Here is a 14,278-nt window from a genome sequence, read left to right on the forward strand (position 1 = left end):
TATTTTTATGCCTCTAACTCGTCTGTTAATGTTTCAAGTTCATCTACTAATTCTCCAATATAATTAATAGTAGAACGTAACGGTTGGTCTGTACTAATATCAATGCCTGCCGTACTAGCAAGTTCGATAGGAGATTTACTACCTCCAGCTTTTAATGTTTCCAACCATGCATCAACTGCAGGTTGTCCTTCATTTTTAATTCGTTGCGCCATAACTGTGCCTATAGTTAAACCAGCAGAATAAGTATAAGAATAGAGTCCCATATAGTAGTGAGGTTGTCTCATCCAAGTCAATTCTGCTCCATCAGTTAATTTCACAGCATCTCCAAAGAATTCACTATAAACATTACGCATAATTTGATTTAATACTGGCGCAGTAAGTGATTCACCATTATCAACGCGTTTATAAACTTCTCTTTGATAAGCTGCTTCTAATAAATGCGTTACCATATTATGGTAATACGTTCTAGAAATCATTGAGCCTATAACCCAACGTTTAAAACGACTATCATTACTATTTTTAAATAAATAGTTAGACATTAACATTTCATTCATCGTAGAAGGGGCTTCAACAAAGTACATTGACGCTTCAGATTCTAAATAATTTTGGTGTTGTTGAGCTAATGTAAAATGACCAGCGTGTCCTAATTCATGCGCTAAAACGAATGTTTCTGCCATTTTGCCTGTCCAAGAAATAAAGACATAACTATGGGTAAAGTATGGACTTGCACAATATGCACCAGTATCTTTACCTTTATTTTGTGCAAAATCAATCCATTTATCTTGATATGCAGTCTCTACCATTTTTAAGTAATCATCGCCCAGAATACCTAGCGCACCATAAATATATTCTTTAGAATCTTCAATAGAAATATCAGGTTCATAGCTTGGATCAATAGAAATTTTAAGGTCTTCAAAGCGCATTACTTCTAAACCATGCACTCGTTTTAACAATTTCGCATATTTTTGCATAATCGGTGCAAGTTCGCTCATTATGACATCAATTTGACGATCATACATCTCTCTAGTAACATCTTGCTCTTGTAATAAATAATCAATTACAGAGTCATAACCACGTAAATCTGCTTCTATTTTTTCTTGTTGTACTTTCATATTGTATGTTGCTGCAGTAGTATGTTGATATTTCTTTAAGGCATTGCTAAAAGTTTCAAAACTTTTTTGTCTAAACTCTGGATTCTCATTATCTTCATACTCATTTTCAAAAGTAGCATAATCTAATGGGTAAGTCGTACCATTATGTTCAAAAGACTCAAATGGTATATCAAGCATTTTAGTAATACCATACAATTCAAATGGCGCCTCAAGAGTAGGTGATAGACTTGCTAACGCTTCTTCCACTTTAGGGTCCAATTGATAAGGTTGGCGATTTTTTAATTTAGTAATGAAGTGTGGATACTTCGTCTTTTTATTGAAATCATTTAATGTTTCTTCCGATAACTGTAAAATTTCGGATTCAACAAAAGCTAATTGACTGATAATCTTACCAAACGTCGTATTAAATTTTGAGCTTACAGTTTGAGCTGCTTCATCTGATGTATCTACACTTAAACGTAATTCAGCATAGTTTGCCATACGGTCAACTTGAATTAAAATTTGCGAATAATCATCTAAAGCATTTTCAATTACTTTAGGATTAGATAGTTGATTTTCAAATTGTTCTCTAAACTTTTTAGCTTTCTGTAACGTTTCATCAACGGTAGCATAAAATGCTTCGTCAGAAGTAAAAATATCAGTTACGTCCCATTTTTGGTTATCTGGAACATCTTTACGGAATGGTAGTGCATTACTCATTCATAATTCCTCCCCTTAATTCATCTTAAATAGTATTATACATCAATATAATATAGGAAATACAACGTTTGCATTTAAAATAGCCAACAACAGAAACAATATATATCTTAACCGTTTTACACTAAATACTGCCGAAGTCCTTTTACAACAAAGCTGATTTCATATAATATAGAGGCATGTAAAAGTAAAAAACTTTAATGTAAGGAGCAATTTTATGAGTATTTTTGATATGCCAAACTATCTTTGGATTACTATAGTGGCTGCATTACTACTTACTGTATTTTGTAATTTAGTATTAAATAAATGGTTTGCACCAGCTATTATTACATTTGTAGTGTTAGGCATTGCTGCATTTTTCATTCCAAATTTTGAAAACATTGATTATCAACCATTGCTTGGCTATGCAGCATTTCTTGCAATTGTATGTCTAATTGTTAGCTTTCTATTATGGTATTTCACACGTGATTGGCGTAGAAATCGTCGCGATAAACGACTAAATAAAGAAATTAGAAAGCGCGGGGGCATTCCTAAAGAAGAAGTTGAAGAATATACCCGTCGTAATAACAAATAAAATAAGGCGTTACAGACTGAATATTAATCTGTAACGCTTTATTTTATTTAAAGGCTTTTTTAACATCTTCCATTTGGTCTATGGTTGCTTGTACGCCACCTTCATTGAAGAACCATTTATTAGCTTCAAACAACGTAATTTCGTTATTTTTTACCGCTTTAACATCTTGGATAACTGGATTATGTAATGATTCAGGTAATTCATTTGTTTTAGCATTTTTCCCTCTATTTATCACAAATATTTTATCTGGATTTTTGCGAACTAAATACTCATAAGAAATTACAGCGCCTTTGGAATTAGCTTTCATATCTTTATCAGCATGATTAATGCCTAAAGCTTCATTTAAAAATCCGCCAAATCTTCCTGATGAACCAAATGCCTTAATGGATTTATCATCGACATTTAAAAATAACACTTTATCATTATTAATGACTTTTTTAGTTTCTGCTAACTTCTTATCGAGTCTAGTGTTGATTTTATTAACCGCATTTTCTTTGTTAAATATTTTACCTATAATTAGAGCATTATCTTTAACAGATTCAATATAATTGTCGTAGTGGGGGCTTACAAATATAATTTTGGCATTAGGCGCAGCTTTTTTCATTTCATCCAAAGTGGCGGTATGCGCTTGTCTAAATGATGCAAAAATCACTTCAGGCTTCGCTTTTGCCAAATTATCATAATTAGGGCGGCCCGGATTACCTAAATTTAAATATTTATCGTCTTTAAATTCTGCTAAACTAGTAGGTAAGAATGAACTGTTTTGACCTTTAGATATTGCAACTATTTTATCTTCTAATTTAAGTGATTTCATGGTGTCTAATGCACCATAATCCATGACTGCAACGCGTTTTGGATTGATAGGGACCTCTATCGTTTCTTTTTTTATAGTACCTCTATTATGATCATTGTTTTTGTCCTTAAATTCATATGCATGTTTAATACTTACAGTTTTTGATTTCTGTTGATCTTTTGATTGTGTAGCATTGCCACAACCTGTAATAAATATCGTTACAATCAATATCATAATTGCAATACTTAGTTTTTTCATGATGTAATCCTCCTTAAACATAATCATAACTTAATTGAAAATAGTTATCAATTAGTTTTTTTAAAAACAGAACTACATAAATGATTATACATAGTTAGATAAACGAACAAGATTCCAATAATAAATATAAAACTACAGCAAAGACTAAAATATATAAATACAACATGAGCAATTAAAAGTACTAAATATGCAACTACATAAACTAAAACTATATGCAGCGAAGTATTTAGCAAAAACGATTTATAGTTTATGAACGAAGTATTAAAGCTATAGACACAATAAGCATCACAAATATGAAAAAAAGGACATGTAACAATATATTTGTCTTCTATGGATAACTTCCTATAATATATATTATGTAAACTAAAATGAAATTCAAATATGTAGTTACTAATTAACTATGTAATAACGTCTTTATATGAAATATAAGCATGCTGCACTATATACAGCTATTTAAAACTGTGATTAGCAAGTCTTCATTGATTAACTTATTATATAGTTTATAGCAACTAACTTATTTACAGAGTTCTCTTATAGATCACATTTAAGTAAAATATCTACACAATTTACGACTTATGTATTTAGCGTATTTATGGTTCCATTTATATACGTTACATATGTGTAACTTTAATGGATAAGTATCCACGATCTAAACTTTAAATGCTCAGAAATCAAAATCTCAGTGTCTTAAAATTATTTTAATATCAATCATTACAGTTATTTATAATAATTAGCTACAAAAGTCATAATTGAGTATAGAATAGCTGTAAACACTAAATTATAAGCAAAAATAATAGATAAAATTATTGAAACTTTGCTTGTAATGGTTTATTTCCTTAAACAACCGAACTAATTTGCTAAAACTACAATAGTTTACATAATAAAATTACTGTTACTAATGCTATAGTGAAATACACTATACATTCTTAGTTTACATAACATATTTATACACTACTATATAAAAAAGCACTCACTTTTGTAGTGAGTGCTTTTTTATATTTAACGCTTTAATTTCTTACGTACATTGTTTAATGTATTAAATAACTTATATTTCGTTTTCTTAATCGGCTTGTAAAAGTCTCCAATTAACTCTTCTATTTGTACATTAAAGCCACGTTTAAATCTGTAAACACCGTAGTCTTCACTATTTTCAGTGAAATCTCCAGACAGTCCATAGAAATTATAACGGTCGTATCCATGGTCAAAGCAATAGTTTATCATAAACCAATGCATCATATATGGACCCATAAAACGGTTATATTTTTCAGAAGAACCACCAGAGAAATAGTTAACTTCATATGCATTTGCAAAAAATACGCCCGAAGCTAAGTTTAAAATAGCACCATCAGTTTGTCTTAACTCACTATTTTGTAATAATTCTTTTTTATCATGCTCTATTTGTCTATCTAATTCAGCAATTTTTTTCAATTGTTTGTCAGATTTTTGTTCTTTTTCCATCATTTGATCACGACGGTTTTCTTTTTCAGTTAATGCAGCTTGGATGCTATTAATATTTTCGTCTAAATCGATGTATGCTAATGGTACTAGCACTTTATCACCATAATTATCGATGAAATTATAGAAATAATCGTCAGTTTTTGATACGAAACCAGCACGCTCTTCAGTTTCTCTATAGAGTTCTAAGAAAATATGGAATTCATCTCTTTCGAGAAATCTTACTTTTATACCATTGTTAATCGCTTTATTAATATTACGTTTTCTTTGGCTATCAAATTGCTTTTTCAATGATGCTGGTGTTTCGCCGTCTAAATTTAATACACCCATCCAACGTACTTGACTAGATGTATCATATTCAGTAGTGAAACCATGATGTTCGTATCCATGTGCTTTGAACAAATTAACTAACGCATCATTATTTATTTGTTTTGATAGCGGGTTTATATCTTTATCATAAATTTGATAAATCCAATAAGGGTCCATTTTGACATATAAACAGTTATGATGCTGTAAATAATTATCTAATTCACGTAGATAATAATCTACTAAGCCTAAATCGCTATAATCCATCACTGGGCCACGATTTGAATAATAAACATAACTACCCATAGTAGGGATTTTTGAGAAAAGACTAGCCGCGATAACTTGATTATTATCATCTTTTAAGCCTAATAGGACAACTTGGAACCCATCTTCTTCCCTCGTAGCAATACTTTCCTTCACTTGAAAATAATGGCTTTCTAAAGATGGATTTTGTACAAAATTGTCGTATTCTTTAACAGTTAACTCTGTAAATTTCATACTAGCTTAGTTCCCTTCTAATTAGTGTTTACTTGTTTCTATCTTTTAATTTTTTTAGCATAGAGTATATTTTATACATAGGTTTATTGATTGGTTTAATAAAGTCACCTACATATTCAACAACGTCAGCATTAAAACCTTTTTTAAATTTAACTACGCCGGCATCTTCAGCATCTTCAGTAAAGTTACCGCTAATTCCGTAGAAATTATAACGATCAATGCCATGTTCTAGTGCATAGTTAATCATCTTCCATTGAATAGCATAACTGCCCGCAAAATGTCTAAATTCATTAGACGTACCACCTGCATAATATACAACTTCAAATGGGTTAACAATAAAGAACGCAGCAGAAATAGGTAATTCATTACCGTGTTTAGCTTGAAGTGATTTTGCTTCTTCAATTTTTTGTTCATTTGCTTGTACTTGTTGTTCTAAATTCTCTTTTTTATTATGCGATTTTTTATTATCTGGGCGTTTTTCTATATCTTTAAGTGCTTTATTTAAATCTTTTTCTAACACATTACCTTCTGATTGAAGTTCAGCAATGTAATCATCAAAGTCTATGTAAGCTAACGGAACTAATACACGATCTTTATAATGTCTTAATCGGTTATAATAGAATTTATCTTCTCTATCAAAGAAATCTTTAGATTCAGAAGTATCTTCCATAAATGAACGGAAAATAGGTAATTCGTCTTCCCCTAGGAATCTTACTTTAACACCATTTTTTTGCACTTTTTTAGTATTACGTTTACGTAAACTATCCATACCATTCAAAACATCTTTTGCTGTTTTGTTTTTTAAATCCAATACTGAATGGAAACGGATTTGGATAATTGGATCAAAACCAGTCATAAATCCTTGATGCTTATATCCTAGTTGTTTAAATTTATCGAAAATCCAATTATTGCCCGCGTTTTCAATAAATTCACCGTCATGGTTTAAATATTGATATGGTAAGTAAGGGTCTACTCTAAAGTATAATGCATTGTTTTTCTTTAAGTATTTGTCTAGCTCGTTAAAGAAATAATGTACTAATTCTTTGTTATCAAAGTCTATTACCGGTCCACGGTTAGAATAGAAATATTTGAAGAATTTCATTACAGGCACTGCTGTTAATAAACATGCAGCAATAACTTCATTATCATTATTTTTAACACCAACTAAATGTGTTTCTGTACCTTCAGCGATTTTAAGTTCATAATTACCCACCATCTGTGTAAAGTGGCTATTATTCATTTTATCTGCAAATGCGCCAAACTCAGTTGACGTTAAATTGGTAAATTTCATATTTGTTTACTCCTAATTCATCATTAATTCATCCAAGTGATTCTTTTAAATCTTGTTTATTATACAATATTAATAAATAAAACAAAATTAATACCACGGATTTTCACTGAACTAATTTTAATTTTTTAATATATATGTAATGTACATTCACTATTTTCATTATACCATTTATATAAGCTTAACAAACAAAAAGAGTTGGATTCAAAAATCCAACTCTTAAAAATTAAATTATTTTTGTAATGCATCTCTAAGTGCTTCCCCTAAAGCTTCACTTGATTGAGGGTTTTGACCTGTAATAAACAAGCCGTCTTCTTCTACGTGAGACACGAAATTATCTTTAGTTATAAATTTCGCACCTTGTTTTTCAAGTTCAGTTTGAGTTAAGAAAGGCACTTTTTCTTCAAGGCCCATTGCTCTCTCTTCCTCATCAGTAAATGAAGTAAGTGTAACGCCATTTACTAAGAAGTTACCACTATTATCTTTCGCACCTACAAATGCGCTTGGTCCGTGGCATACAGAAGAAATAAATTTATTTTGATCTTTAAAATCAGCGATTAATGATGCCAATGCTTGATTGTGACCAAAGTCAAATACTGTACCATGACCACCAGGTAAATAAATCGCGTCGTAATCTTCAACTTTTATATCTTGAATACTTGGTACATCTTTAATCTTCTCAACAAAGCTTGCATACTTATTTAATTCATCGTTTTGAGTAGAATTGTCATCTATTGGTACAGAACCACCTTCGATAGATACTAAGTCTACATCAATGCCCGCTTCAGTTAATACTTCATAAGGTACACTTGCTTCTTCTAACCAAAGACCTGTTTGTGAACCATCATCATAATGGCTTCTACTCGTTAGTACAAATAATGCTTTTTTACTCAAATTAAGTCACCTCTATAATTGACATATATTTTATGGTTCTTAATTCTACAGCGTACGGTATCATAAATAAAATATTATGCTTATTGGTCTAACGTGTTTCGTATACTTTGTAAATAGTTAACCGTATTATCAAGATTGTCATTTTCAAAACGTCTCACAATTTCACTACCGATTACTACACCATCTGCCACTTCCGCAATATCTGAAACATGGTCCGGTGTTCTTATACCAAACCCAGCTACCACAGGTACGTTGGCAATTTCTTTAAGACGTTGAATTTTTTCTTTTAATTGTGGATGAAATTTACCATTTTCTCCGGTTGTCGCATTCATCGTTACGGTATAAATAAAACCTTCGGCACTCGCTGCAATTTTATTAATTCTTTCATCAGCTGTAGTCATCGCCACTAAGGAAATGACTTTCACTGAACTATCTTTATGTCTCGCCTTAATTTGTTCAACTAATTCGTAAGGTAAGTCTGGAATAATTAACCCGTAAACGCCTGCGTGCTCACAAGCTGCAAAGAATGCATCCTCACCATAATGATTAATAATATTATAATAAGTCATTAATACGTAATCACTATTAATTTCTTGTTGATGTTTTGTTAACTCATCCAAAATAATTTGAATGTTCATGCCTTCTTGTATCGCCTTATTTCCAGCTTCCATAATAACGGGACCATCTGCGACCGGATCTGAAAAAGGTATTCCTATTTCTATTATGTCTGCGCCTGCTTCACTTAATGTTTTAACATTTTGAATAAACTTCTTGTTCCCCATTACATAAGGTATAAATAGTTTTGACATTAAGCTTCACCTCTCTCTTGCATATACTTTCTTATCGTTTCCATATCTTTATCACCACGACCTGATACTGTAACTACAAGAATTTCGTCTTTAGCCATTTGTGGTGCAAGTTTTTCGACGTAACTTAGCGCATGTGCACTTTCAATTGCTGGAATGATACCTTCTAATTTAGTGAATTTAACTAATGCGTCCATCGCTTCTTTATCACTCGCTGTCGGATATTGAACTCTACCTATATCCTGATAATATGAATGTTCTGGTCCTACACCCGGATAATCTAAGCCTGCAGATATAGAATGTGCCAATTGCACTTGACCATTATCATCTTGAATAAGATACATTTTTGTACCATGCAAGACTCCTGCTGAACCTTTATTGATTGCTAATGCGTGCTTATCTGTATCTTCACCTTCACCAGCTGCTTCAACACCGTATAATTTTACGTCATCTTTAATAAATGGATAAAACGTTCCGATAGCGTTTGACCCTCCGCCAACACAAGCGACAACAGCGTCTGGTAATCGTCCTTCAGCAGTTGTTATTTGTTCTTTAATTTCATTTCCTATGACACTTTGAAAATCTCTTACCATCGTTGGAAATGGATCTGGTCCTAACGCAGAACCTAAAAGATAATGTGTATCGTCAACGTGACTGACCCAGTATTGTAACGCTTTATTTACCGCATCAGACAATGTTCCTTGACCTTCTTCTACTGATTCCACTTTGGCACCGAGTAATTCCATACGGAAAACATTTAGTGATTGTCTTTGAATATCTTCTTTACCCATAAATACAACCAATTCCATGTCAAACAATGCAGCAACTGTGGCGCTTGCTACACCATGTTGACCGGCACCTGTTTCAGCTACTAGTTTTTTCTTGCCCATACGTTTAGCTAGTAATGCTTGTCCTAAAGCATTATTTATTTTATGCGCACCAGTATGATTTAAATCTTCACGCTTCAAGTAAATTTTTGCGCCACCTAGCTCTTTAGTATAAGCATCTGCATAAGTTAATGGCGTTGCTCTGCCTACATAATCTTTTAAATAATAGTCAAGTTCTTGTTGAAATGATGGGTCTTCTTTTGCCTCTTTATAAGCTTGTTTTAATTCAATAATTGCTGGCATCAAAGTTTCTGGTACATATTGGCCGCCATATTCGCCGAAAAAGCCAAATTCATCTGCTTCTGTTTGTATATTTTTATTCATTATTATCTCCCTCTTTTACTAATTCAATAATATCTTGCATTTTAGTTATATCTTTTCTGCCATTTGATTCTATACCGCTAGCAATATCATAACCGCTATGATTTAACGCTAATTCGTTAATTTTATTAATATTGTCATAGTTAATGCCACCAGCTATTAAAAAGTTATAACCTTTAATATTACTTAATTTTTCCCAATTAAAATGTTTACCAGTACCGCCGTAGTTTTTTGATGGTGTATCTATAATAAATAAATCTATATCATCGTTATATAGTGCTAATTGTTCTAACAATATATTTTCATCTTGTGCTGGTAATGCTTTAATAATTTTTAGTTGTGGATGTAAAGTACGTATTTCTTTTATTAAATCTAAAGATTCCATACCATGTAATTGAATTGCAGTTAATGCAGTTTCAGCTACTAAATCGTTAATTTGTTCAATGGTTGGGTTAACGACAATCACGACAATTTCTTTATCATTTGGAATACTTTCTGTTAAATGGCGAATTTCTTCTACAGTAACAAAACGTTTACTTTCAGCGTAATGAATGAAACCTAATGCATCGCAGTTTAAATTTTCAGCTAGCTTTACATCTTGCAATGTTCTAAAACCACAAAATTTTAATTTCATGCTTTAGCCTTTTTCAATTTTAAACTAGGTAAAAATTCGCTTAAGTTATCGCTTTTCATTAACGATTCACCAATGAGTAAACCATCTATTTTAGAATCGACAATCGATTCAACGTCCTCTACTGTATGAATGCCACTTTCAGAAATGTAATAATAACCATCTTTACGTTCTTTTAAAATTTCATTGGTATGTTGGACATCTGTTACAAAACGTTTTAAATCACGATTATTAACCCCAATAATTTCTGGATCTAATTTATAAGCACGTGTTAATTCTTCTTTATCATGGACTTCAACTAATGCTTCTAAATTTAAAGATTGCGCATAATCATAAAGTTCTCTTAATTGTTCGTCTGTTAAAACATTGACGATTAATAAAATAATAGATGCCCCTGCTTTTTTTGCTACGTCGATTTGAATAGGATCCACGACGAAATCTTTACATAACACTGGAAGATTTGTTTGTATCGTTAGACTTTGTAATCTTTCATAACTGCCACCAAAGTATTTTTCATCCGTTAAAATAGATATGGCATTTGCGCCATTGGCTTCATAGTCTCTAACTTGTTGTTCTAAATCTTTAGGTGGTAATTCTGGTAATGATGGACTTTTGGATTTTATTTCAGAAATTACGACTAACTCCTCTGAATTATCCATGCTCTCTTTAAAGGTTGGCTTTGAATGTACGTCTACCTCTTTAAGCTCTTCTAATTTCTTGTCATAATAGCCATTCGCTAATAATTCTCTTTTATATTCTACAATCTCATCTAGAATAGTCATACAATTGTCCTCCCATTTTTTTATATTGTTCTAATGCTGCGCCATTAATAATTAACTCTCTTGCTTTATCAACGCCTGCTTGTATCGTTTCGACTTGTTCAGACACATATAGTGCGATACCAGCGTTTAATATTGCGACATCTCTTTTCGCTGATTGTTCTTTACCACTTAATATATCTAAAGTAATTGTTAAGTTTTCTTCTGCTGAGCCACCGATTAATTGGTCGTTTGACGCATACTCTAAACCTAAATCTTGTGCGTTTAATGTGTAATTTTTAATCATACCGTCTGATATTTCATAAATAATATTTTCTCCAGATAATGTAGCTTCGTCCATACCGTTTGCACCATGTAAGACAATCGCTCTTTTTCTTCCTAAATCTGCTAAAGTTTGAGCAATCTTATCAAGTTTCGTTGCGTCGTAAACTCCCATGACTTGATAATCTAATTTAAACGGATTAATTAGCGGCCCCGTAATATTAAAAATTGTTGGTGTCGTAATCATTTTTCTAATAGGTTGAATGTTTTTCATTATTGGATAAGTTTCCGTTGCACTTAAAAATGCCAATCCTTTGTCATCAATATATGCTGCTGTTTCTTCCACTTTTTGCGTTTTAATATTCATCACATTTAACAAGTCAGTGCTACCTGATGAAGATGTCACACTTTTATTTCCGTGTTTAATGACCGGCACGCCTGCACTTGCAACGATAAAAGAAACTGTTGTAGAGATATTAAAACTATTTGAACGATCTCCACCCGTACCGCAGACACAAATGCTTCCTTTATATTGTGGCTGTTCATCGTACATACTGTTGATTAAACTTCTAGAGATAAAAGTGAGTTCACTTTGCGTAAATTCCCTAGCCGAGAAACGTTGTAACATATCTAATTTTTTGTCGTCAGAAGTATCATCAGCTATAAGTAACTGAATAAAGTTTGTCATTTCAGTTTGATTTAGCGGGTCTTGCTGTTGTAGTTTTGTTAATAGTTCCATCTTGGTTGACCTCCCCTGCTATAGTTAAGAAATTATTAATAATATGTTCACCAAATTCCGAAGCAAACGATTCGGGATGGTATTGAATGCCATAATGTTTATTTGTACGATGTTCAAATGACTGTATACAATCCGGTGTTTCACCTGTAATGATTAATTCGCTCGGTAAAGATTGTGGATCACTTACTAATGAATGGTAACGCATAATGTTAGAATATTCTGACACTCCTGTGTATAAATTTGTATCTTTAATGATTTTCATGCTATCCACTTTACCATGTTTTATTTCATCGCCTTGAATAACTTTGCCACCGTAATAGCACGTTAATGCTTGCGCGCCTAAACAAACACCTAAAATAGGTTTATCTTTACAATGTTCTATTATATTTAATAAATGATTATTGTCTAACGGGTGCCCTGGTCCTGGTGAAATAATCACTGCTGTTACATCTAAGTTATAAACATCTTCGTCATCAGGATATTTCACGATGACGTCATTTTGTTTCGCTATAATATCTACTAAGTTATAAGTAAAAGAATCATAATTATCAACTACTAAAATCATGGCGATACCTCCAATAAACTTTTAGCTTTTAGTTTCGTTTCAGCTAGTTCCTTTTCTGGCGTTGAATCATAAACGACACCACAACCTGCTTGAACATTAACGTATTCATCGTCAATCATCATCGTTCTAATAGCTAATGCAAAATCTAAATCGTGATTGCAGTTAATGTAACCAATACCACCACTATATACGCCTCTTTTTTCTGGTTGTACTTCATATATTCTTTGTATTGCTCTTAACTTTGGCGCTCCCGATACTGTACCGGTCGGTAATAAACTTGCAACGACTGACATTGGTGAATAGTTAGCTTTTAATTTACCTGTCACTTCACTGACGATATGCATAACATGTTCATAGCGTTCAATTGCCATCAATTTTCTTATTTCTGAAGTACCTGCTAAGCTCACTCTGTGAATGTCATTTCTACCTAAATCTACTAACATACTATGTTCACTTAACTCTTTTTCATCTTTTATTAATAACTGCTCATTTTCAACGTCTTCTTCCTTTGTCGCCCCACGTTTAATTGTTCCAGCTATAGGATTTGTAATCACTGTATCTCCGTGTACTTTAACAAAACTTTCAGGAGAACTTCCTACAATAATTGGTTCTTCCATATTAATAAAATACATATAAGGACTTGGATTTTGACGTTTTAACTTTTGATACATTTGATACGCTAAAGTTTGTAATTGATTGTCAAAACGATGTTTGTAACTATAAATAATTGATGGTACGACTTGGAACATATCACCTTGTTGAATTAATGTTTTTAAATAAGCTACCGTATCCATAAACGATTGTTCAGTCATGTTAGTTTCGATTGTTTTATCTTGTTGTTCAAAATTTACTGTTTCAGGATAAATTGATAATTCTTTTAATTCCGCAATTCTATGATTAATATTTTCTTCCATTTCATCTGCACTACGGTTTGAAAATAGATTGGATGCTACTACATATAAATATTCTTTATAATGATCAAAAATGTATACATCTTCTACCATGTAAAAATGAGCATCGTGTTGTCGGTGATCTTGCAATGCGATTTGTTGTAAAATTGGGAATTCGTGTCTTACTAAATCAAAACTACAAGAGCCAACAAAGCCAGAAACAAATGGAATATCTTGTAACTCTTCATCTTCAACGTCCGCTTTATATTGATCTATATAGTCTTTCATTTTTGCATATGGCTGTTCATTTTCCACTACTTTATTATCTTTAGTTTGAATATTTAGTGTGTCATTATCTAAAGTTAATGAACCATAAGTATCAAAAATAACGAATGAATAACGACCTTTAAGCTGTGATTGATCTGCACTTTCTAAGATGATTTTTTTATCTCTTAATCGAGCGAATGCTTCTGGTGTAACTTCAGCATTTAACTTTTTAAATTTTATTTGCATTACTTTTCCCTC

Annotated in this window: 13 protein-coding genes; 1 reads left to right on the forward strand and 12 read right to left on the reverse strand. The window is 32.0% G+C overall.

The features are described from left to right. Positions 1 to 5 precede the first annotated feature (5 nt). Positions 6 to 1,811, reverse strand: coding sequence for an oligoendopeptidase F (gene pepF / locus C7J89_RS08920; protein WP_103295949.1), 1,806 nt, complete (start codon positions 1,809 to 1,811; stop codon positions 6 to 8). 214 nt (positions 1,812 to 2,025) lie between these two features. Here pepF and C7J89_RS08925 point away from each other — a divergent pair, with 214 nt between their 5' ends. Next, on the forward strand, positions 2,026 to 2,382 hold the full coding sequence (locus tag C7J89_RS08925; protein WP_061854726.1) for a hypothetical protein: 357 nt from the start codon (positions 2,026 to 2,028) through the stop codon (positions 2,380 to 2,382). 43 nt (positions 2,383 to 2,425) lie between these two features. On the opposite strand, the gene C7J89_RS08930 is transcribed toward C7J89_RS08925, so the two are convergent. From C7J89_RS08930 to C7J89_RS08980, 11 genes are all read right to left on the reverse strand, one after another. Continuing rightward, positions 2,426 to 3,433: a siderophore ABC transporter substrate-binding protein gene (locus tag C7J89_RS08930; RefSeq protein WP_103295950.1), complete on the reverse strand. Its 1,008-nt coding sequence runs from the start codon at positions 3,431 to 3,433 to the stop codon at positions 2,426 to 2,428. A 999-nt stretch (positions 3,434 to 4,432) separates the two neighbouring features. Beyond that, positions 4,433 to 5,692 carry an aminoacyltransferase gene (locus tag C7J89_RS08935; RefSeq protein ID WP_061854728.1) on the reverse strand — a complete coding sequence of 420 codons (1,260 nt, stop codon included), beginning with the start codon at positions 5,690 to 5,692 and terminating at the stop codon, positions 4,433 to 4,435. Between the two features lie 28 nt (positions 5,693 to 5,720). After that, positions 5,721 to 6,983 carry an aminoacyltransferase gene (locus C7J89_RS08940; RefSeq protein ID WP_103295951.1) on the reverse strand — a complete coding sequence of 421 codons (1,263 nt, stop codon included), beginning with the start codon at positions 6,981 to 6,983 and terminating at the stop codon, positions 5,721 to 5,723. Between the two features lie 228 nt (positions 6,984 to 7,211). Next, positions 7,212 to 7,874 (reverse strand): type 1 glutamine amidotransferase domain-containing protein, encoded by a 663-nt coding sequence (locus C7J89_RS08945; RefSeq protein ID WP_061854730.1) that lies wholly within the window; start codon positions 7,872 to 7,874, stop codon positions 7,212 to 7,214. 80 nt (positions 7,875 to 7,954) lie between these two features. Continuing rightward, positions 7,955 to 8,683, reverse strand: coding sequence for a tryptophan synthase subunit alpha (trpA, locus tag C7J89_RS08950; RefSeq protein WP_103295952.1), 729 nt, complete (start codon positions 8,681 to 8,683; stop codon positions 7,955 to 7,957). Continuing rightward, on the reverse strand, positions 8,683 to 9,891 hold the full coding sequence (gene trpB, locus C7J89_RS08955) for a tryptophan synthase subunit beta (protein ID WP_061854732.1): 1,209 nt from the start codon (positions 9,889 to 9,891) through the stop codon (positions 8,683 to 8,685). The genes trpA and trpB overlap by 1 nt, the downstream gene beginning before the upstream one ends. Further along, the gene (locus C7J89_RS08960; protein WP_103295953.1) at positions 9,884 to 10,522 is read right to left on the reverse strand and encodes a phosphoribosylanthranilate isomerase; all 639 of its coding nucleotides are present in this window, start codon (positions 10,520 to 10,522) and stop codon (positions 9,884 to 9,886) included. The genes trpB and C7J89_RS08960 overlap by 8 nt, the downstream gene beginning before the upstream one ends. Then, positions 10,519 to 11,301, reverse strand: coding sequence for an indole-3-glycerol phosphate synthase TrpC (trpC, locus tag C7J89_RS08965; protein ID WP_103295954.1), 783 nt, complete (start codon positions 11,299 to 11,301; stop codon positions 10,519 to 10,521). Before trpC ends, C7J89_RS08960 begins: the two co-directional genes overlap by 4 nt. Beyond that, positions 11,285 to 12,298, reverse strand: a complete 1,014-nt coding sequence (gene trpD, locus C7J89_RS08970; protein ID WP_103295955.1) for an anthranilate phosphoribosyltransferase — start codon at positions 12,296 to 12,298, stop codon at positions 11,285 to 11,287. The genes trpC and trpD overlap by 17 nt, the downstream gene beginning before the upstream one ends. Then, complete coding sequence (locus C7J89_RS08975) at positions 12,249 to 12,863, reverse strand: anthranilate synthase component II (protein WP_103295956.1); 615 nt, start codon at positions 12,861 to 12,863, stop codon at positions 12,249 to 12,251. The genes trpD and C7J89_RS08975 overlap by 50 nt, the downstream gene beginning before the upstream one ends. Then, positions 12,860 to 14,266 carry an anthranilate synthase component I gene (locus tag C7J89_RS08980; protein WP_103295957.1) on the reverse strand — a complete coding sequence of 469 codons (1,407 nt, stop codon included), beginning with the start codon at positions 14,264 to 14,266 and terminating at the stop codon, positions 12,860 to 12,862. The genes C7J89_RS08975 and C7J89_RS08980 overlap by 4 nt, the downstream gene beginning before the upstream one ends. Positions 14,267 to 14,278: the final 12 nt, after the last annotated feature.

The organism is Staphylococcus kloosii (assembly GCF_003019255.1).
GTDB lineage: Bacteria > Bacillota > Bacilli > Staphylococcales > Staphylococcaceae > Staphylococcus > Staphylococcus kloosii.

What these genes read in the sequence shown, in the direction of transcription:
- trpC (WP_103295954.1), bottom strand. Translation starts at nt 11,301, where the DNA reads ATGACTATTCTAGATGAGATTGTAGAATATAAAAGAGAATTATTAGCG.
- C7J89_RS08935 (WP_061854728.1), bottom strand. Translation starts at nt 5,692, where the DNA reads ATGAAATTTACAGAGTTAACTGTTAAAGAATACGACAATTTTGTACAA.
- trpB (WP_061854732.1), bottom strand. Translation starts at nt 9,891, where the DNA reads ATGAATAAAAATATACAAACAGAAGCAGATGAATTTGGCTTTTTCGGC.
- C7J89_RS08930 (WP_103295950.1), bottom strand. Translation starts at nt 3,433, where the DNA reads ATGAAAAAACTAAGTATTGCAATTATGATATTGATTGTAACGATATTT.
- trpA (WP_103295952.1), bottom strand. Translation starts at nt 8,683, where the DNA reads ATGTCAAAACTATTTATACCTTATGTAATGGGGAACAAGAAGTTTATT.
- C7J89_RS08960 (WP_103295953.1), bottom strand. Translation starts at nt 10,522, where the DNA reads ATGAAATTAAAATTTTGTGGTTTTAGAACATTGCAAGATGTAAAGCTA.
- pepF (WP_103295949.1), bottom strand. Translation starts at nt 1,811, where the DNA reads ATGAGTAATGCACTACCATTCCGTAAAGATGTTCCAGATAACCAAAAA.
- C7J89_RS08980 (WP_103295957.1), bottom strand. Translation starts at nt 14,266, where the DNA reads ATGCAAATAAAATTTAAAAAGTTAAATGCTGAAGTTACACCAGAAGCA.
- C7J89_RS08940 (WP_103295951.1), bottom strand. Translation starts at nt 6,983, where the DNA reads ATGAAATTTACCAATTTAACGTCAACTGAGTTTGGCGCATTTGCAGAT.
- C7J89_RS08925 (WP_061854726.1), top strand. Translation starts at nt 2,026, where the DNA reads ATGAGTATTTTTGATATGCCAAACTATCTTTGGATTACTATAGTGGCT.
- trpD (WP_103295955.1), bottom strand. Translation starts at nt 12,298, where the DNA reads ATGGAACTATTAACAAAACTACAACAGCAAGACCCGCTAAATCAAACT.
- C7J89_RS08975 (WP_103295956.1), bottom strand. Translation starts at nt 12,863, where the DNA reads ATGATTTTAGTAGTTGATAATTATGATTCTTTTACTTATAACTTAGTA.